Source organism: Nocardia sp. FBN12 (genome assembly GCF_054031145.1).
This window is the reverse complement of record NZ_CM132926.1, coordinates 5,153,170-5,172,468: the sequence shown is the minus strand read 5'-3', so window position 1 is coordinate 5,172,468 and position 19,299 is coordinate 5,153,170. Positions and strand designations below refer to the sequence as shown.

Below are 19,299 nucleotides of genomic sequence, written 5' to 3'. Positions count from 1 at the left end.
GCAGCTAGGGCCGAAGTTGTCCTAGGTGGCTCGTACTGTTGATCTCATGAGCAACGAGATCCAGCCCTACCGCATCGACATCTCGCAGCAGCAGCTCGATGACCTGCGCAATCGGCTCGACAACGCGCGCTGGCCCGCCGCGCTGCCGGGCGATGACTGGGACACCGGCGTGCCGACCGGTTACCTGCGCGAGCTCGTCGACCACTGGCGCACCGGCTACGACTGGCGGGCAGAGGAGGCGAAACTCAATGCGCACGAGCAGTTCACCACCGTGATCGACGGGCAGAACATCCACTTTCTGCACGTCCGCTCGGCCGAATCCGATGCCGTGCCGCTGCTGCTGACGCACGGCTGGCCGGGCTCGATCGCGGAATTCCTCGACCTGATCGGCCCGCTGACCGACCCGCGTGCGTACGGCAGCGACCCGGCCGATGCCTTCCACGTGGTGATCCCGTCGCTGCCCGGTTTCGGGTTCTCCGGACCGGTCACGCAGGGGTGGTCGGTGCGCCGGATCGCCGAGGCCTGGGTCGAACTGATGACCAGGCTCGGCTACGAGCGGTTCGGGGTGCAGGGTGGTGACATCGGTGCGGCGGTGAGCCCGGAGGTCGGGCGAGTGGCACCGGATCGGGTAATCGGTGTGCACGTCAACGGTGGTGCGGGCTCGTTCCCGCAACTGCCGCTGTCGGAGGCGGACATGGCGAGCCTGACCGAACTCGAGCGTGACCGCATCGCGCGGATCGAGGCGTTCATGAACGAGGAGTTCGGCTACATCGCCGTGCAGTCCACCCGCCCGCAGACCCTGGCCTACGGGCTGGTCGACTCCCCGATCGGGCAGCTGGGGTGGATCATGGACAAGTTCCGGGAGTGGACGCACCCGCGTGAGACGCTGCCGGACAAGATCATCGATCGTGATCGGCTGCTGACCAACGCGATGATCTACTGGCTCACCGGCACCGCGGGCTCGGCGGCCTACGTCGGCTACGCGCAACCGGTGGAATGGGGTGCGGTGCCCGCGAATTCGGGTGTGCCGACCGGCGTGCTCGTTTTCGCCCACGATGTGGCGATCCGGCGCTTCGACGAGGCGGAGAACACGATCGTGCGCTGGAACGATGTGGACCGGGGCGGGCACTTCGCGGCACTGGAGGAACCGGAACTGCTCACCACCGATGTGCGCGAGTTCTTCCGTACGTTGCGCTGATCAGTCCGCGAGTTCGCCTGCCGAGCGCCATGATTGGCGTTCGGCGGCGAACGCTTCGGCTTGGACAGCGCGAAATTCCTCGATGGAGCTCGCGTTATCGGTGAGGAACCCGCGGTAGTCCGCGAGCCGGAACTCGCCGTCGGTGACAGTGACGTCCACCTTGCCCGCGGTGAAATCCGCACGCAGATCGAGGAGTTCGTCGGCCTCCACCGGATGCCATTTGATCCGGTCGAAATAGCGCAGTAGCCAAGGGGTTTCCGCGTCGGTAGCGAACCGGTCGACCCCGGGCCCCGCGGTACCCACAGGTCGGGCGCGGTGGTTCCACACCTGGGTCGTGCGCCCGACGAACTGGTAGCCGCCAGGGCCCTCCATGCCGTAGATGCAGAGGTAGGCGCCGCCGATGCCGACGGCGTTCTCAGGGGTCCAGGTGCGGGCCGGGTTGTACTTGGTGGTGACCAGTCGGTGGCGGGGGTCGGTGGGGGTGGCCACGGGGGCGCCGAGATAGACGTCGCCGAGGCCGAGGACCAGGTACTCGGCATCGAAGACGGTTCGGTAGACATCGTCGACCGAGGCCAGGCCGTTCATGCGGCGGATGAATTCGATATTCCACGGGCACCACGGCGCGTCGGGACGCACACCGTGCATGTAGCGGATGATGGCCTCGCGCGTGGACGGGTCGTCCCAGGACAGCGGTAGGTGGACGGTGCGGCTCGGCACCACGAGTTCGGCCGAATCCGGTAGGTGCGCTTCGGCTTCGGCCAGCAGGTCGAGGAGCTGTGCGATCGGCAGGACGGCTGGGTCGACCCGGATCTGTAAGGAGCGAATGCCCGGGGTGAGTTCGATGACCCCGCGTACACCGATGGCGATCAGATGCTGGTGCAGGGCATGAACTCGGGCGCGCAAGCCCAGATCCAAGGTGAGCGTGCCGTATTCGACCAGGACGCCGTCGTCACCCTGCCTGCGGTAGGTCACGCCGGTCTCGTCGTCGACATCGGCGCGACGAAGTACTCCGTCGTCGCCGTCACGGCCCGCCGAAAGCACCGTGCCCAGGGATGCACGCCTGCTCGCGCCGAGCGCCGCGGCGGGTGCGGCGTGGTCGGCGCGGACGGGGACGAAACGCACCTTGTCGCCGGGGGTGAGCTGGCCGAGTTTCCAGCGGTCGGCCGCGACCACGGTGATCGGGCAGACGAAGCCGCCCAGGCTCGGGCCGTCGGGACCGAGCAGGATCGGGGTGTCGCCGGTGAAGTCGAGTGCGCCGATCGAGTAGGCGTTGTCGTGGATGTTGGACGGGTGCAAGCCCGCTTCGCCGCCGTCGGTACGCGCCCACTCCGGCTTCGGTCCGATCAGCCGGACGCCGGTGCGGTCGGAATTGAAGTGCACCTCGTAGTCGGTGCCGATGATGGTGTCGAAGTCGGCGCGGGTGAAGAACTCCGGTGCGCCGTGCGGGCCCTCGGTGACCGCCAGCTCCCAGCGCCGTCCGAAGGCGGGGATGTCGGCCATCGGAACGGCGGGCGCGAGACGAGTCGCCGGCTCGCCGAGAGCGAGCGAGTCTTCGGCCCGCAGGGCCGCGCCGGTGCCGCCGCCGAACTTGCCGAGCGTGAATGTGGCGGCGCTGCCGAGGAATTGATCGACATCGATCCCACCCGAGACGAGAATGTAGGTGCGCATGCCGGGACCACGGATCGCTGCGACATCGAGGACACCGCCTGCCGGGACCTCGACGGTGCGCCACTGCTCGGCCGGGCGGCCGTCGACCCGAACGTCGGCGACCGCGCCGGTGACACACACCCACGTCGCCGTCGTGAAACGCAGCGCGGGTCCGCCGAGGGTGCATTCCAGCCCGGCCGCACCTTCCGGATTGCCGAGCACCCGGTTGCCGAGCCGGAACGACAGGTCGTCCATCGGCCCGGACGGCGGAACGCCGATGTGCCAGTAGCCGATTCGGCCCGGCCAGTCCTGCACGGTGGTCTGCATACCGGGCCGGACGACCTCGATGCGCGCCGGAGAAGATGGGCCCGAGTTCGGCTCGAGCCCGGCCACCGTGGCGTGAACAGTGCCGACGTCGCCAGTGGCCTCGGCTCGGCTGATACCCGGCGCGAGGACGGTACTCGTGCGCGATGTAGGCGTTTCGACCGAGAGGTCGGCAGCGCCGGCGCGAGTGTCGGTGAGGCTCATCGGGTCACCACCATGCGGACGGGGGTGGGGTCGAAACCGTTGCAGGGGTTGTTGATCTGGGGGCAGTTGGAGACCAGGACCAGGGTGTCGGCCTCGGCGCGCAGGGTGAGCTTCTTGCCGGGCGCGGACAGGCCGTCGACGATGCCGAGGGTGCCGTCGGGCTCGACGGGGACGTTCATGAACCAGTTGATGTTGGAGACCAGGTCGCGTTTGCCCAGACCCCATTCGAGGGCGGCGGTGAGGAAGTTCTCCACGCAGGCGTGCTGGTGGCGGGTGTGGTGGCCGTAGCGCAGGGTGTTGGATTCCTGGGAGCAGGCGCCCGCGATGGTGTCGTGGTTGCCGACCTCGTCGGCGATGACGGTCATCAGGGGAGTGCCGGCTTCGGTGCGCAGAACGCTGCCGGTGGTGAGGAAGATATTTCGCTGGGCCGCGATGGTGGCTTGGGCGCTGTAGCGGTCGGTGTGGTCGGCAGCGGAGTAGAGCAGGCAGTCGACGGCCTGGTTGCCGTGCAGGTCGATGATGTCGAGGTGGTCGCCTGCGCGGACGATCGCCGACCAGGGTGCCTGGGCGGGGACGGTCTCGTCGAGGACGACGGTGCGGGTGGTGGTCATGCCGGAACCTCCGTGTTCAGTGCGGCCGACCAGGCGGCTTCGGTGTTGTCCACGGCCCGTCGGTATTCGGGGTCGGCGTTGGTGACGCGATCGGTGGGGGCGGACCAGGCGAGGAGGTCGAGGTCGCCAGTGGGCCGGTCGTCGAGGGGATGGGGCGCGTTGGCGACCAGGAGGGTCAGCGGGAGGTGAACCAACAGGTCGATGGTGGCGCCCACGGGACCGTTGCCGGTCGGCTCGATCGCGCCGTTCGGTGCGACGCGGGCGCCACGGAACAGGGCGATCGAGGGGCCGATATCGCGGGGTTCGAGCCCCTGTTTGGCACCGGCGACGTGGAGCTGGTGGCGGCCGTCGGTGGTGGGGCCGCACAGGGTGTCGTGGTGGCCGGAGGTGTCGGCGAGAACCGTCGCCAGCACTCTGCCCTGGTCGGAGAGCAGAGGGTGGCCCGCGCTCAGGTACGCCTGCCACGGCACCTTCACCGTGTCAGCGACATTCAGCCGCTCCCAGGATGCTTCGGCGCGCAGCAGGAACAGGTGGGCGCAGGTGGTGCCGGACGGGTCGGCGAGACGTACTCGAGTGCCGCGGCCGAGCACGACGTTCGCATAGCCCCCCGAGGGAATACGCTGTGCGACAACGACTGTCGCGGGGTCGATGCCGTCCGGTGTTTCAGGACGTGCCTGTGTGGCAGCCGCGGCCTGGGCTCGCGCGTGGGCGCGGGCGCCGTCGGTGGACTGGGTACTCGTCATCGGTTACTCCTCAGCGAGTGGGTGACGAACGGGACGATGGGCGAGCTCGTGGTGCGAGCTGGGCGCAATCGCGGCGGGTGCGTACTCGGCGCACCCGCCGCGCCTGTGGATCAAGCTGTCGCGGAAGCGATTTCGGACTCCGTCGCGGCGTCTTTCGGGGTAGCGACGACGAATCGGTAGACGATGGCGCCCGCTGTGAGGATCACGGCTACCGACAGCGGGCCTGCCCAGAGTTGCCACCAGCTGCCGCCTGCGGGGGTGTAGACCTCGGGGCGGGGCCAGGCCAGGTTGATGACCATGGCGATACCCCAGACGACGGCGAGTGCGTTGATGGGGATGCCCCAGCGGCCCAGGTGAAAGAGGGATTTGTCGTCGAGGGCGGGCATTCCCTTGATCCGGCGGATCAGCAAGGGGACTGTGACCAGCAGATAAGCCAGGTACAGGCTGACGATGCAGACGCTGGCGAGGGTGGCGAAGATAGCCGGGTTACCCAGGTTGAGCACCAGCAGGCCGATGCCGAGCGCGCCGATCACCACGGCGGGCCACACGGGCGTGCCGAAGCGCGGGTGGACGGTGGAGAGCGCCTTGGCGAACGGCAGTTTGCCGTCGCGGGCCATCGAGAACAGCAGGCGCGAGCCCGCGGTCTGGATCGCGAGCGTGCAGACGATCACCGCCACCGCGACGCAACCGAGCAGGACCGAGCCCGCGGGGCTGTTCAGCTTCGAGGTGATGACGTAAGCCAGTCCGCCGGAAGACAATTCGCCGTCGGACAGGCTCGGTGCCGCCATCAGGGCGCCGAGCAGCATGAGGCCGCCGCCGAGCGCCGATACCGACAGGGCGAGCAGGATGGTGCGCGGAGCGACCGTGCGCGGGTTCTTGGTTTCCTCGGAAAGCTCACCGGCGGAATCGAATCCGACCATCACATAGGCGGCCATCAGGCCCGACACCAGGAACGCCGCCCAGTAGGGGCCGGGGGAGGCCTGGTCGGTCTGGAACACGACGTCGGGGCCGCGCTCGCTGTTGGCGAAGAACAGCGCGATGATCGCCAGCACGCCGACGATCTCGACGGTGACACCGATCGAGTTGATCTTCGCCATCAGATCGATGCCGATCACATTGATCGTGGTGGTGACAACGAGCAGCACGCTGCCGAGCAGCACGGCGTTCATCGCGCCGTCGCGGGAGGTGAGGGCGGTGTCGGTGCCGATGAGCTGGAATCCGCTCCAGATCGAGGGCAGTACCACCTGCAGCGCGATGGCGGCCGCGGCGGCGGTCACGACCTGCGCGATCACCATCATCCAGCCGGCGAACCAGCCGATCAGCCCGCCCGCCAGCCGGCGCGACCACTGATAGATACAGCCGGAGATCGGGTAGCGGGCGGCGAGTTCGGCGAAGTTGAGCGCGACCAGGAACTGGCCCGCGAACACGAGCGGCCAGGTCCAGAAGAAGGCGGCGCCGCCGAACGAATAGCCGAAGCCGAAGAACTGGAAGATCGTGGTGAGGATGGAGACGAACGAGAAACCTGCTGCGAAGGACGCGTAGCGCCCCAGTTTGCGGTGCAGGACCGGCTGGTAGCCGAAAGCTGCCAGATCGGCGCTGTCGCGGGCGAGTTCGGGTGGGGCGGCGGGGGATTCGAGTGTCGTGGCCATGTCGGTGTCCTTCAGCGGTTCGGCCAATATCTATCAGTCGATAGTTTTGCGCGCGCGATCGCTCGAACGGTGTCGTGCGTGTATCGACTGGGCGGCCCGCGGTAACTTCTGCGTTGCCTGAGTTTCTGTCAAATGACAGAAAATCGACCGCCGGGCATCTTCGCTGGTGAGCTGCCCACTGCGGGGCAGGTCATGGCCCGATGACAGAATCTCCGGTGTGGCGAATCTCGGGCCCGGGCGTCCCCGGCTGGAACAGCGGCGCAGGCAGGGAACCACGCCGCGCGCGGAGATCCTCGACGCGGCGGCGGAGCTGTTCACCACCAAGGGGTACGCCAACACCTCGACCCGGGCGGTGGCCGACGCGGTCGGCATCCGCCAGGCCTCGCTGTATCACCACTTCGCCGCCAAGGACGACATCCTCGACGCGCTGCTGGCCGAAACGGTGGCAGGCCCGGTCGAATTCGCGCAGCGGATGATGGCCGAGCCGGAATCCGCGGTGGTCCAGCTGTACGCGCTGGCGCTGTTCGACGTGCGCCAATTACGCACCGCGCGCTGGAACCTGGGTGCGCTGTACCTGCTGCCGGAGCTACGCACCGAACGTTTCGTCGCGTTCCGGCGCCGCCGTGACGAACTGCGCGGGCACTACGAGCGGCTGGCCGCCGCGTCGTCGGCGGCCGCGGGGGAATCCGAGGGTTCGCGGATCCTGCCGTTCCGTCTGGTCGAGACGGTGATCGCGATCAGGTACGACGAGGGGGACGCGGGCATCGACACCGAGCGCGAAATCCCGGACGGGATCGTGCGGATCGTCGGACATCGCGGCGATGTCGGTGCGGTGCGGGCCGCGGCCTGCGCGCTACTCGCACGGTTGGGGGAGATCGGCGGCACCCCGCCGGCTTGATGCGCGCGCCGGTGTGGGGATCGGGCCCGCGCGAGGGTGGGCGGAATCAGCGGGCGGTCGGCGGTGCGATCTGCCAGTGCTGGTTGAGCGCCTCGGCGATTTCGGGCAGGACGGTGATCGGGATTCGCTTGGCGCGCAGCATCTCCCGGATCTCGCTCACCTGTTCACGTTTGCGCATGTCGTAGGCGCCGGTGACGGGGCGGATCACCGGGGGAATCGACAGCAGTACGAGCTCGTCGGCCGACTCGCCGTCGAGGTCGAGCGCCAGAGCCCAGCGGGAGTGCTCGTCGAGGGTGAAGCGGCCCGCGACGACGCGGTCCCACGGCACGGTCGAGGAGCGGAACGGGGTCCGCGCGTAGATCGCGTGCTCGTGCAGTTCGACGACATCACGGATGAACAGCGCGACACCCACCGCGAATCCACCGACCGCCCCGACCAGCAATCCGGTGATCACCCGGTTCACCCCGAACATCGCCAGGAACAACCCGACGACGCCCGTGGTGACCAGGACTGCGATCAAGCAATACGCCATGCTCCGACCAGCGGGCACCACACCGGCACGCACGACCGACATGCGGACCTCCCTCTCCAGCTCCGGGGCCCGAGTAAGCCGTCCCCGAATCGCGATTCGTGGCCTACCCTAGCGGCCGTGCTCAGGAGCCGAGCGACACCGCTGCTTCGGAGGTCTCGACGCGGAAGGTGAAGGTCTCCTGGAAGTACAACTGCACGGTCTCGGCGTCGTGGCTGAGATAGCCGATCGACAGGTCCTGACCCAGCGCCAGCTCGAAATCGCCGCCGCGGGTGGTGAGCGCGAAGCCGCCGGAAATCGCCGGTGCCCAGATGATCTCGCCCTCGATCAGCCGCTCGATGTGGGTGCGGATCGGGTGGCCGTGGTCGGAGGTCTCACTGACCTGGGTGTAGAGCTCGGCGCTGAGCACGACCGAATACGGGCCCTGCACGCCGGCCAGACGCAGGCCGGTGAGAGCGTGCGAGATGGCGTCGGGGATGTCGACCACATTGTTCGGCAGCGCGACGGGAGAATTCGAGGCCGCCTCGCGGATACCGGTGATGCCCGCGGCGGCGTAGCTCTCGAAGATCGCGCGGTCTTCGGCGAAGGCGATCTTCTGGGCAGCGTCCTTGAGATTGTCGAAGTCGGCGTCGCCCGCGCCGCGCTCGATGTCGTCGAGCTCGGCGCGCTGCAGGGTGAACGGCACCCGCAGTTCGACAACCGGCTGCACTACGCGCTGACGGGCCTGCACGCCGTCGTCGGGCGAGTCGATCGAGGTGACCCGGCCGAGGTTGCGGGCCGAGAAGTCGAAACCGTGCGGTCCCGCCACGTCGACCACCCGGCGGCCCGCGATATTGCGCTTGAACGTGCGGGTCGCCTCCTCCTCGATCTGCGACCAGGCTTCGCCGGTGATCGGCGCGAGTTCGCGATGCAGGTTGTTCATTCAGATACTCCTTTTCATCGTGCCGATGCCGAGCGACCCGTCTGCCGCGGCGTTCGCCCGTTCTATCGGGTCGAATTCGGAAAGGGTCGTCGGCTCGATCTCGGTGACGGCGGTCTCGGGTGCGTCGGGAAGATCGTCGAGGAAATCGACGGTGGGGGTGAAGAACGAGGTACCGGTGACCGCGAACGAGAAGTCGAGGATGCGGTCGTAGGCTGCCTCGTCGGTGCCGAGGAACATCCGCTCCAGCATGCGTTCGGTGACGCTCGGCGTGGCCGCGTACGCGACGTAGTAGGTGCCGAACTCGCCGGTGCCGATGGTGCCGAAGGGCATATTGGCGCGCACGATCTGCCGTTCGGTGCCGTCGGCGTCGACGAGGGTGTTCACCGCGACATGCGAATCCGGCGGCTTCACATCGTCGGGCAGTTCGTAGTCGGCGAGCTTGGTCCGCCCGATCACCCGCTCCTGCTCCTCGATGGACAGCGCGTTCCACTGGTCGAGCGGGTGGGTGTACTTCTGCACGATCACGTAGCTGCCGCCGGTGAAGGCTGGGTCCTCGTCGCCGATCAGCGCCGCCGAGGCCGCGGCGCGGCCCTCGGGGTTCTCGGTGCCGTCGACGAAACCGAGCAGGTCGCGCTGTTCGAAGTAGCGGAAGCCGACCGTCTCGTCGACGATGGTGGCCGCGCCTTTCAACCGCGCGCCGATCACCATGGCGAGTTCGAAGCACGGGCCCTGGGTCTCGCCCCTGATGTGGAAGAGCAGGTCGCCCGGGGTGGCCGGTGCGCTGTGGATCGGCCCGTCGTATCCCGGGAACTCGTGCAGCTCAGCTGGTTTCGGGCCGGTGAAGAGGCGGTCCCACGCCGCGGAGCCGATCGAGGTGACGCAGGTCAATCCCTCGCCGGGCACCCGGAAACTGACCGAACGGCGCAAACCCGAGATATCGGCCAGGAGGTCGCGGACCGCCGATTCGCCGCCCTCGTCGATCGTGGCGACAAGAAAGATCGCGGCCGGTGTGAGTGGATCGAGGACAGGCTGTGGCTCACCCATGGGGACCAGAGTACGGCGCCGCGCCGACAGGTTTCGTCGCAGCACTCTGGTGTGTCAGGTGAGCGGCCTATTTGGCGACGGTCAGCAGGAAGGTGACATCGTCGACGGCTTTGACGCTGTGGCGAGCGCGCGGCACCACGATCAGATCGCCTGCCGAGCCCTTCCATTCGTCGGTGCCAGCGATCAGCACCAGCGTGCCGGAGAGCACCTGGATGGTGGCATCGCCCGCGTTGTCGTGTTCGGCCAGGCTCTGGCCCTCGGCGAGGGCGACGACCGTCTGGCGCAGCGCGTGGGTGTGGCCGCCGATGAGGGTTTGCGAGCTCCGGCCGCTCGTCGAAGTGGCGGCCAGCTTGAGCTGTTGACGGGCCACCGCGGTCAGCGATTTCTTGTCCATGGATCGGGCCTTTCGCAGGCATCTCGCGGGCAGGTCTTGCCAGGAGTATGCCCGACGGCGCCCACGCGTTCGGGCGTTTTGCCGCGACCGTTAGCGGTGTGTTGTCAGCCGCGGGTGTAGTGGCGAATGCGGTAGCGCAGACCGGTTTTCGAGGTGCGCCACGGGGTGTCGTCCGCCTGCCATTCCGGGCCGATGGCCGGGGCGAAGGCATCGCCCGTCACGGTGGTGTCGACCTCGGTGACCAGCAGTGACGTGGCGAGTGGCAGGGCGGCCCGGTAGATCTCGCCGCCGCCGGCGACCCAGGTGTCCGCCTCGCCGGTCATGGCCAGCGCTTCGGGCACCGACGCGGCGCGTTCGGCACCCTCTCCGGACCAATCAGTCTGGCGAGTGACCACGATGTTGCGGCGACCGGACAGCGGGCGGAAACTCGCCGGAAGCGAATCCCACGTCCGCCTGCCCATGATCACCGGGTGCCCCATGGTGGTATCGCGGAAATTCGCCATATCCTCGGGCACGCGCCACGGAATGGTGTTGTCGACGCCGATCACGCCGTTGTTCGCCTGCGCCCAGATGAGGCCGATCATGCGAGTCACACCGCCACCGGCGCCTTGATGCCGGGGTGGTGCTCGTAGCCGGACAGCTCGATGTCCTCGTAGGCGTAGTCGAACAAGCTCGTCGCCGGACGCAGGTGCAGCGTCGGGAACGGGTAGGGCTCGCGGGTGAGCTGCTCGCGAACCTGGTCGACGTGGTTGTCGTAGATGTGCACGTCGCCGCCGGTCCAGATGAATTCGCCCGGCTCCAGCTCGGTCTGCTGGGCGACCATCAGGGTGAGCAGGGCGTAGCTGGCGATATTGAACGGCACCCCGAGGAACAGGTCGGCGCTGCGCTGATACAGCTGGCAGGACAGCTTGCCGTCGGCGACATAGAACTGGAAGAAGGCGTGGCAGGGGGCAAGGGCCATCTTGTCCAGGTCGGCCACGTTCCAGGCCGAGACGATCATACGGCGTGAATCCGGGTCGGTGCGCAGGGTGTGCAGCACCTGGGCGATCTGGTCGATGTGGGTGCCGTCGGGGGTCGGCCACGAGCGCCACTGCACGCCGTAGACGGGGCCGAGTTCACCCTTGGCGTCGGCCCATTCGTCCCAGATGGTCACGCCGTGTTCGCGCAGCCAGGAGACGTTGGAGTCACCGCGCAGGAACCACAGCAGTTCGTAGGCGATGGATTTCATGTGGACCCGCTTGGTGGTGATCAGCGGGAAGGATTCGGCCAGGTCGTAGCGCAGCTGGTGACCGAAGATACTGCGGGTTCCGGTGCCGGTGCGATCGGCCTTTGGCGTGCCTCGCTCCAGAACGTGCCGGAGCAGATCCTCGTACTGCGTATCAGGGGTGGCCACGACTTGCGATTCTACGTGGGTCGGGCCGGTGGATCGGCACCTGGCAAGCTCTTGCGCTATGCGCAAGCTCTACGTGATCGGCATCGGCGCGGGCGACCCCGACCAGGTGACGATGCAGGCGGTCAAGGCCATGCGAAAGGCCGAGGCCTTCTTCGTGATCGGTAAAGGTGCCGAAAAGCAGGAACTGGTCGACGTGCGCACCACGATCCTGGCCGAGCACGTGGCCGGGCCGCACCGGATCATCGAGATCACCGATCCGCCGCGCGAACGTACCCCCGCGGACTACGCGGGTGTCGTCGTGGACTGGCACGAACGGCGTTCGGAGCTCCTCGAAGCCGCGTTCGACCAGGTGGACGGTATCGGCGCGATTCTCGTGTGGGGCGATCCGGCGCTGTACGACAGCACGCTGCGGATGGTCGAGCATGTGCTCGCGCGCGGGCGCGCTGACTTCGATTACGAGGTGATCCCCGGCGTCACCAGCGTCGCCGCGTTGGCCGCCCGGCACCGGATGGTGCTGCACCGGATCGGCGAACCCGTCCACGTCACCACCGGGCGCCGACTGCGCGATGAGGGGCTCGGGCCAGGGTCGACGGTGGTGATGCTCGACGGTGAATGCTCGTTCACCGAGATCAGCGGCGACGATATCCACATCTGGTGGGGTGCCTATCTCGGTATGCCCGACGAAACCCTGATCGAAGGCAACGTGCGCGAGGTAGAACGCGACATCGTGGCTCGCCGCGCGCAACTGCGCGCGGAAAAGGGCTGGATCATGGATGTCTATCTGCTCCGGGCCGGATCCCGCGCCGACGCGCGATAGATCGCTAAACTGGCACCCGTGCCCGAGCTGCCGGAAATCGAGGCGTTGGCGCAGTTCCTTCGGGATCATGCCGTCGGCGCTGTGGTCGGCCGTGTGGATGTGGCCGCCCTGAGCGCGGTGAAGACCTTCGATCCGCCGGTCACCGCGTTGTCCGGCCGGGATGTCACCGGTGCGGGGCGGTGGGGGAAATTCCTCGGAATGGATTGTGGCGGACTGTGGCTGATCACCCATCTGTCGCGCGGTGGCTGGTTGCGCTGGGTCGATGAGCCGAATCCGGTGCCGCCCAAGCCGGGCGGAAAGAGCCCGTTGGCGCTGCGCGTGCATTTCTTCACCCCCGAGGGTGCTACGCCCGCGATCGACCTGACCGAGGCCGGGACGAAGAAACGGCTGGCGGTGTACGTCGTCGAGGACCCGAAGATGGTGCCGGGGATCGCGCGGCTTGGACCGGATGCCCTCGGGCTGACCGAGGACGAGTTCGCCGCCCTGCTGAAAAGTACTTCGCAGCGGATCAAGACCGCGATCGTGGATCAGACCCTGCTCGCCGGGATCGGCAACGCCTATTCCGACGAGATACTGCACACCGCGAAGATCTCGCCGTTCGCGAACACCAAAACGATGTCGACGGACAAGGTTTCGCAGTTGTACACCGCGATGCGCACCGTTCTGCTCGACGCGGTCGACCGCTCGGTGGGGCAGGACGCGGCCCGGTTGAAGGGCGAAAAGCGTTCGGGCATGCGGGTGCACGCCCGCACCGGGCAACCGTGCCCGGTGTGTGGCGACACCGTGCGCGAGGTGTCCTACGCGGAGCGGTCGTTCCAGTACTGCGCCACCTGCCAGACCGGCGGCAAAGTGCTCGCCGACCGGCGGATGTCGCGGCTGCTCAAATAGTCTTCTCGCGCCAGGCTTCCAGTAGCCGGAGCCAGAATTCGCTGACGGTCGGGAAGGCGGGCACGGCGTTCCACAGCGTGTCCAGCGGCACCTGCCCGACGACCGCGATGGTGGCCGCGTGCAGGTGTTCGCCCATCTCCGGGCCGACAAAGGTGGCGCCGAGAATGCGCTGGGCGGCGGTGTCGACGACGAGTTTCGCGCGACCGTGGAAGTCGTCACGCGCGAGTGCGGAACCCGCGACGGCGATGTCGAGTTCGACCGTGTCCACCGCGAATCCGGCGGTGCGTGCCTCGTGTTCGGTGAGGCCCACAGCCGCGAGTTCTGTCGCGGTGTAGATGACCTGGGGTACCTGCTGGTGGTCGGCGCTCGCGGTGAACCGCATGCCGTCCAGCGGCCTGCCCTCGGCGCGGGCGGCGATCACGTCACCGCACACCCTGGCTTGGTACTTGCCCATATGTGTCAGTGCCACACGGTGATTCACGTCGCCGACGGCGTAAAGCCAGTCGCCGGGCACCTCGCGCGCGGTCAGCTGGTCGTCGACCTCGATATAGCCGGCGGGCAGGCCGATGGCGTCGAGGCCGAGATTCGCGGTGGCGGGCGTGCGGCCGGTGGCGACGACGAGTTCGTCGACTTCGAGTTCGCCGTCGTCGAGCACCAGGGTGACGGGGCCGCCGTGGATCCGCCCGACGCCGGTGTTTTCGGGATCGCGACGCGAGACCAGCAGTGGTTCGGTATGGAACCGCACCTCGACGATGCCGTTGTCCCGCAAGCCCCGCAGGACCAGCTCCGAGGCGAACGGCTCGTTGCGTGGGAGCAGACGGTCACCCCGGACCAGCAGGGTGACTTCCTCGGCGCCGAGTTCGGCCAGCCAGGTCGCCGCCTCGCAGGCCACGACGCCGCCGCCGATAATGGCGACTCGGCGCGGAACGACGGTCAGGTTGGTGGCATCGCGAGAGGTCCACGGCAGGGCCTCGCGCACGCCAGGAATGTCGGGGACGGTGGCGGTGGTGCCGGTCGCGATGACCACCGCGTGCCGGGCCAGCAAGACCTTGACACCGTCGTCGGTATCGACCTCGACGCGGCGCTCGCCGATCAGGCGGCCCGCGCCGCGCACGGGATCGATGTTCGCCGATTTCGCCCACTCGACCTGGGAACTGTCGTCGTGGTCGTGCACGAAGGCGTCGCGGCGGGCCAGCACGTCGGCGACCTGCGGGCCGCTCGTGGTCACCCCCGGCATCGCCTCGCCGAGGTCGAGCACGGCGCCCGGGCGCAGCAGCGCCTTGCTGGGGATACACGCCCAATAGCTGCACTCACCACCGAACAGCTCCCGCTCGACGAGGGCGGCGGTGCGATCGCTACCCGCGATGGCGTAGGCGGCGGCGTTCTCACCCGCCGGACCCGCGCCGATGACGATGACGTCGTATTCGAGCTCGGTCACTGCAGATAGCCCTCGACCTCATGCGGGGAACGCAGCCCGGTTTCCTCGGCGGATTCGCCGGAGCCGGTCCGAGCGCGCCGCTGCCGCAGCAGATCCCACGCCTGATCGAGCATCACCTCCAGCTCGGCCAGTTGCTTGCGTTCGGCGATCGGGTCGATCTCGCCCGCGGTGGCCTTGGCTCGCAGCGAGTGCTCGTCGTCGACCAGCTGTTTGATCCGCGCCAGAATGTCCTGATCGGTCATATGCTCACGCCTTCGATAGTCGGAGGGTAGTGCGGGACTCTCGGTCCATGCTACGACCGCGCTGGTCCGGCGGGGAGGTCTTGCGGGTCGGCATCACCGGTGGCCGCGTCGGCGAGCGCATCGGCGGCGACGGGCATCGCTCGGGCGAGATCGGCGCTGGTCAGGGCGGTGTAGCCGATGGCTACGCCGAAATGGTGCGGTTCGGCGAGGTGGTGGCGGGCCAGGCCGTCGAGCAGGACACCGTGGGCGCGGGCGGCGTCGACGGCATAGCGTTCGGCGGCGTGGCCGGGGAGTTCGACGACGACGTGCGAGCCGGCGTCGTCGCCGATGACGGGCAGGCCACGGCGGGCGAGTTCGTCGACCACAAGGGCGCGGCGCGGTGGCACGACGCGGCGGAGCCGGCGCAGGTGCCGCGACAGGTCGCCGTGGCGGGCGAACTCGCTGAGAACTCGTTGCCCGGCGGGGCTGGGGGAGCTGCCGATCTCGGTGCGGTGCGCGAGGACGGCGGCGGTGATGTCGGGGCGGGCGACGAGCCACCCGACGCCGAGGGTGGTGGCGATGATCTTGCTGGTGGTCCCGAGATGGACGACGACGTCTGGGGCCATCGCCGCCAGCAGTGGCAATGGCGCGGTGTCATAACGCAATTCGCCGTCGTAATCGTCTTCGATGACGAAAGCGCCGGTCCTCCTGGCGAATTCGATGAGCTCGACACGTCGAGCGGCCGGCATCCGCGCGCCGAGTGGGAACTGGTGCGCCGGTGTGCAATACACCGCGCGCACACCCGGCGGAATCCGGTCGACACACAAGCCGCCGGCATCGACCGGCACCGGGAGCACCTCGATGCCCGCGGCCCGGAACGCGCCGGCCGCGCGCAGATAGCCGGGGTCTTCGAAGGCGACCGTATCGCCGGGGCGAAGCAGTGCCGTGGCGAGCTCACCCACCGCCGCGCTGGTGCCCGCGGTGGCCAGGACCACTGATCCGGCCCCGGCGGCCAGTCCGCGATGGCGCAGGAGGTGGTCGGCGATCGCCGACCGGAAGTCCAGTTCGCCCGCGCGGTTCTTGCGAGCCTCCGGGGCTTGGTCTCCTGCCGCACGCCAGGCACGGCGCCAGGCGGCGGAGTCGACCGCTTCGGCGCACGGCGCGCCGGGTCCGAGGTCGAGCAGATCCGCGTCGGGATCGGTGTCGTGACCCGCGCCGGTGGCCGGTGGCGCAGTGGCGGGGGCGGTGCTGAGGTAGGTGCCGGACCCGTGTTTGCCGGTCAGCCAGCCCTCCGCGTGCAGCTGGTCGTAGGCGCCCGCCACCACGGCCCGGCTCACACCGAGCCGCTGAGCCAGGGCGCGCGAGGACGGCAAACGGTCGCCGATGCGCAGCACCCGGTCGGTCGCCGCGGTGCGCAGGGCATCGGCCACCTGCACCGACAGCGGTTCGGGGGCGGTCCGGTCGAGCGGAATCGGAAGGTCGTCGAGCATCGTCCACCTCGAATTGGCCTGTTGAACTTCGGCTGAATTGGATCTACACGCGGTCCACTTTATCGGCGAAGCTCATCCTATGAGCACGCACGACGTCAACCGCAGCCCCCTCTCGCCGACCCCGCGCACCACCCTGACCCGCTCGAAAGAACGTGGCGTCACCGATCGCGCGGCGCTGGACGCGGTGCTCGACGCGGGCCTGGTCTGCCACCTCGGCGTACTGCTCGGCGGCTCGCCGGTGGCGCTACCCACCATCTACGGCCGCGTCGGCGACACCCTCTACCTGCACGGATCCACCGGAGCGGGCAATATGCGGGCCGCGATCGACACCGATATCTCGCTGACCGTGACCCATGTCGACGGGCTGGTGTACGCGCGCTCGGCCATGCACTTCTCGATGAACTACCGCTCGGCGGTGATCCGGGGCAGGGCGGTGCTGGTCACCGACGAGGCCGAGCGTGCGAACGCGCTACGAGTGATCGTCGAGCATTCCGCGCCCGGCGCCTGGGATCGGGTGCGGCCGCCCAACCGCAAGGAGATGGCGGCGACGATGGTGCTCGCGCTCGACCTCACCGAAGCGTCAGTGAAGGTGCGTTCGGGCGGCCCGAACGATGACGAGAGCGACATCGAGACCGGCGGTGTGTGGGCGGGCGTACTACCGCTACGGCAGGTGTGGGGCGAGCCGATCCCGGCCGGCGACCTGGAACCGGGCATCGACGTGCCCGCCGACGTCACGGCCAGGGTGACCCCCGTCGAACTGCCGGTGAGCTAGTGCCCCGCGGCGCCGAGCGCGATCAAGTCCTTGGCCGAGACCTCGGGCAGGTACGCCTTCGTCAGCGCGATGCCGATGCGGGGCAGATCCGCCTCGTCGCGATAGCACAGGTACACCGGCTCGTGGCGGGGCTGGAACTTGGCCTTGAACGAATGCAGTGACCGGAAGCCGTAATACGGCTCCATCGCGGCGCCGAGCCCTTCGAGCAGACGATCGATCGGTTCGGCGCCGTCGGTACCCGCGCTGCGCGCCAGCGGAGCGCCGGAGAGCGAAACGATCTCGGCGCCTTCCTCTTTGAACGCCCGGCAGGCGGAGGCGATGAGAAATTCGACCACGGGCCGGAAGCCGTCGGGTCGCCTGCGCATCATATCCAGTGTCCAGCCGCGGATCTCGTCGCCGGGCGCGTAGACCGGCAGCCAGGAGGTGACCCCGTGGACGATGCCGTCGGCATCGACGGCGAGGCCGACCCGCACTGCCGGATCGAGTGCTTCCTCCACGCCGCCGAGCGTGAATCCCATTTCGGGTAGCCCCTTTTCGCCCACCCACTCCTCGGAGATCGCGCGCACCTGGGCGATCACCGCGAACGGCTCGTCAGCCAGTTCGACGAGCCGGAACTCGATCCCCTCCTTGTCCGCCCTGTTGATCGCCGACCGGATGTCCTGCCACGCCTTGCCTTTGAACTCGAGCTCGGGCAGGTCGACGATGGTGTCCTCGGCGATCTGCACACTGCGCCAACCGAGTTCGCCTGCGATATCGGCGACCGACCGCGTGGTGGAGAACAGGCACGGAATCAGGCCGTCGGACTCGCAACGGTCGGTGAACCCGGCGATGGTGTCGGGCAGCAGGTCGACCGGGCCGATCGGGTCGGTGAGCGCGATGACGGTGCCCGCGTGGCGCTGGTAGGTGACACAGCGTTCACCGTCGGCGGCGAACCAGTACTTGTTCTCCGGCCAGGTGGTCATCCACGACATGGTGCTGCCGCCGTAGCGGGCCAGCAGCGTGCGGACCGCGTCACCGGGTTCGGCGCCGGTGAGCGCGCCGTCGGTGATCTTGCGCCGGACGGGCACCCGGAACGCGCCGCGGCCGCCGTAGAGCAGCGCCACCTCGCCCGCCCACAGCAGGGCGGTACCCACGGTCACCGCGCCGGTGGTCTCGTAGTCGGTGCCGATGGCCACGCCGAGCAGGATCAGCGTGAGAACCACGTGCAGCAGGCCGTACGCGAGCGTGACCCACCACGCCCAGCGCCTGCCCTTGCGCAGTTGATCGGCGACCACCGCGATCACCAGCACTGTGAGGAGCGTGCTCCAGAACGAGCCGCGTTCGTTCTCGGTGGGACCGAGCAGGCTGTTGCCGGGGAAGAAATACACCGCTGTCGAGGCCGCCGCGATCACCAGCAGTCCGGCGAACGCGAGCAGGCGCACCTCGCGGCGGGTCCGCGGCCAGAAGCCGTGTTCGGTTCGGCTGAACAGCTTTTCGCCCGCGGGCAGCCACACGGCGAGCACGATGAGATGCATGAGATCGGCGAAGGTCGATTCGAACAGGAAGGTGATCGCCACGTAGGCCAGCAGCGCGGCGCGCACCCGCAGCCGCCACGGCGAACGCAAGGTCGCCGAGACCGCGGCCAGCGCCGCGATCGCCCCCGTGGTGAAACCGACGTCGCGTACCTCGGAAAGCCGGTCGGCCCAACCGAGATGGGTGTGCGCCAGCAAGCCGACCGTCACCGAGGCGCCGAGGATGCCGACCAATTGCCCGGACAGGCAGACCATGGCGGTGCGCGTGGTCCCGAGGCGCCACTCCGTCCAGCCGACCGCCGCGGCGAAAACGACTGCCATGCAGAGGTATTGGAACGGGGTGAGGCCGAAGAACCAGCCCGACAGCGGCGTCCACCACTTGCCCTCGGTCAGCGCGGGCCAGCCGTAGGCGATCTCGGGGAACCAGGAACGTCCGTCGAGCCTGCGCCAGAGGCCGCCGGTGGCGAGACCGAGAATCGCGACCACGGCGAGGAAGCCGAAGGTGAACGGCATCCGGCGGATCACGGTGTGCGCCAAGGCGACGGCGCGTGCGGGTGCCGGTTCGGTGGCAGCTGTGTTCTCGTCCATGGAACCACCCTTTGCTGC

19 protein-coding genes are annotated in these 19,299 nt (G+C 68.4%); 5 read left to right on the top strand and 14 right to left on the bottom strand.

Translation table 11 applies throughout. From position 1 onward, the window contains the following. The first annotated feature begins 46 nt into the window (after positions 1–46). Positions 47–1,198 carry an epoxide hydrolase family protein gene (locus ACWZHB_RS24540; protein ID WP_427904165.1) on the top strand — a complete coding sequence of 384 codons (1,152 nt, stop codon included), beginning with the start codon at positions 47–49 and terminating at the stop codon, positions 1,196–1,198. On the opposite strand, the gene ACWZHB_RS24535 is transcribed toward ACWZHB_RS24540, so the two are convergent. The 4 genes from ACWZHB_RS24535 to ACWZHB_RS24520 all read right to left on the bottom strand — a co-directional run bounded on the left by ACWZHB_RS24535 (position 1,199) and on the right by ACWZHB_RS24520 (position 6,376). Next, a complete protein-coding gene (locus tag ACWZHB_RS24535) occupies positions 1,199–3,373 on the bottom strand; it encodes a 5-oxoprolinase/urea amidolyase family protein (protein WP_427904164.1) in 2,175 nt (724 codons plus the stop codon). Continuing rightward, positions 3,370–3,984, bottom strand: a complete 615-nt coding sequence (locus ACWZHB_RS24530; protein ID WP_427904163.1) for an urea amidolyase associated protein UAAP2 — start codon at positions 3,982–3,984, stop codon at positions 3,370–3,372. The genes ACWZHB_RS24535 and ACWZHB_RS24530 overlap by 4 nt, the downstream gene beginning before the upstream one ends. Continuing rightward, a complete protein-coding gene (locus ACWZHB_RS24525) occupies positions 3,981–4,727 on the bottom strand; it encodes a DUF1989 domain-containing protein (protein WP_427904162.1) in 747 nt (248 codons plus the stop codon). The genes ACWZHB_RS24530 and ACWZHB_RS24525 overlap by 4 nt, the downstream gene beginning before the upstream one ends. 110 nt (positions 4,728–4,837) lie before the next feature. Continuing rightward, complete coding sequence (locus ACWZHB_RS24520; protein WP_427904161.1) at positions 4,838–6,376, bottom strand: amino acid permease; 1,539 nt, start codon at positions 6,374–6,376, stop codon at positions 4,838–4,840. A 217-nt stretch (positions 6,377–6,593) separates the two neighbouring features. On the opposite strand from ACWZHB_RS24520, the gene ACWZHB_RS24515 reads away from it, so the two are divergent. Continuing rightward, positions 6,594–7,274: a TetR/AcrR family transcriptional regulator gene (locus ACWZHB_RS24515; RefSeq protein ID WP_427904160.1), complete on the top strand. Its 681-nt coding sequence runs from the start codon at positions 6,594–6,596 to the stop codon at positions 7,272–7,274. Positions 7,275–7,320: 46 nt separating this feature from the next. Here ACWZHB_RS24515 and ACWZHB_RS24510 read toward each other — a convergent pair whose 3' ends face one another. From ACWZHB_RS24510 to ACWZHB_RS24485, 6 genes are all read right to left on the bottom strand, one after another. Continuing rightward, a complete protein-coding gene (locus tag ACWZHB_RS24510; protein WP_427904159.1) occupies positions 7,321–7,848 on the bottom strand; it encodes a hypothetical protein in 528 nt (175 codons plus the stop codon). 79 nt (positions 7,849–7,927) lie between these two features. Next, on the bottom strand, positions 7,928–8,725 hold the full coding sequence (locus ACWZHB_RS24505) for a family 1 encapsulin nanocompartment shell protein (RefSeq protein WP_427904158.1): 798 nt from the start codon (positions 8,723–8,725) through the stop codon (positions 7,928–7,930). Then, positions 8,726–9,769, bottom strand: coding sequence for a Dyp-type peroxidase (locus ACWZHB_RS24500; RefSeq protein ID WP_427904157.1), 1,044 nt, complete (start codon positions 9,767–9,769; stop codon positions 8,726–8,728). Between the two features lie 67 nt (positions 9,770–9,836). Further along, complete coding sequence (locus tag ACWZHB_RS24495) at positions 9,837–10,163, bottom strand: cupin domain-containing protein (RefSeq protein WP_101465662.1); 327 nt, start codon at positions 10,161–10,163, stop codon at positions 9,837–9,839. Between the two features lie 104 nt (positions 10,164–10,267). Then, a complete protein-coding gene (locus ACWZHB_RS24490; protein ID WP_427909282.1) occupies positions 10,268–10,747 on the bottom strand; it encodes a dihydrofolate reductase in 480 nt (159 codons plus the stop codon). Positions 10,748–10,752: 5 nt separating this feature from the next. Beyond that, positions 10,753–11,556: a thymidylate synthase gene (locus ACWZHB_RS24485; RefSeq protein WP_358109177.1), complete on the bottom strand. Its 804-nt coding sequence runs from the start codon at positions 11,554–11,556 to the stop codon at positions 10,753–10,755. Positions 11,557–11,614: 58 nt separating this feature from the next. Between ACWZHB_RS24485 and cobF the strand changes: the two genes are divergently transcribed. Next, positions 11,615–12,373, top strand: a complete 759-nt coding sequence (gene cobF, locus ACWZHB_RS24480) for a precorrin-6A synthase (deacetylating) (protein ID WP_427904156.1) — start codon at positions 11,615–11,617, stop codon at positions 12,371–12,373. 18 nt (positions 12,374–12,391) lie between these two features. Beyond that, complete coding sequence (locus ACWZHB_RS24475; RefSeq protein ID WP_427904155.1) at positions 12,392–13,261, top strand: Fpg/Nei family DNA glycosylase; 870 nt, start codon at positions 12,392–12,394, stop codon at positions 13,259–13,261. Here the strand turns inward: ACWZHB_RS24475 and ACWZHB_RS24470 are convergent. Genes ACWZHB_RS24470 through pdxR form a run of 3 tightly spaced genes read right to left on the bottom strand, consistent with a single transcriptional unit; the run spans position 13,254 to position 16,410 of the window. Continuing rightward, complete coding sequence (locus tag ACWZHB_RS24470) at positions 13,254–14,699, bottom strand: dihydrolipoyl dehydrogenase family protein (RefSeq protein ID WP_427904154.1); 1,446 nt, start codon at positions 14,697–14,699, stop codon at positions 13,254–13,256. The two genes, ACWZHB_RS24475 and ACWZHB_RS24470, sit on opposite strands and share 8 nt — an antisense overlap. Next, positions 14,696–14,941 (bottom strand): DUF2630 family protein, encoded by a 246-nt coding sequence (locus ACWZHB_RS24465; RefSeq protein WP_427904153.1) that lies wholly within the window; start codon positions 14,939–14,941, stop codon positions 14,696–14,698. Before ACWZHB_RS24465 ends, ACWZHB_RS24470 begins: the two co-directional genes overlap by 4 nt. Positions 14,942–14,991: 50 nt before the next feature. Continuing rightward, positions 14,992–16,410: a MocR-like pyridoxine biosynthesis transcription factor PdxR gene (gene pdxR, locus ACWZHB_RS24460; RefSeq protein ID WP_427904152.1), complete on the bottom strand. Its 1,419-nt coding sequence runs from the start codon at positions 16,408–16,410 to the stop codon at positions 14,992–14,994. Between the two features lie 79 nt (positions 16,411–16,489). Between pdxR and ACWZHB_RS24455 the strand changes: the two genes are divergently transcribed. Further along, the gene (locus ACWZHB_RS24455) at positions 16,490–17,182 is read left to right on the top strand and encodes a pyridoxamine 5'-phosphate oxidase family protein (protein WP_427904151.1); all 693 of its coding nucleotides are present in this window, start codon (positions 16,490–16,492) and stop codon (positions 17,180–17,182) included. Here ACWZHB_RS24455 and ACWZHB_RS24450 read toward each other — a convergent pair. Beyond that, positions 17,179–19,281: a bifunctional lysylphosphatidylglycerol flippase/synthetase MprF gene (locus ACWZHB_RS24450; RefSeq protein WP_427904150.1), complete on the bottom strand. Its 2,103-nt coding sequence runs from the start codon at positions 19,279–19,281 to the stop codon at positions 17,179–17,181. The two genes, ACWZHB_RS24455 and ACWZHB_RS24450, sit on opposite strands and share 4 nt — an antisense overlap. Between the last annotated feature and the right edge of the window lie 18 nt (positions 19,282–19,299).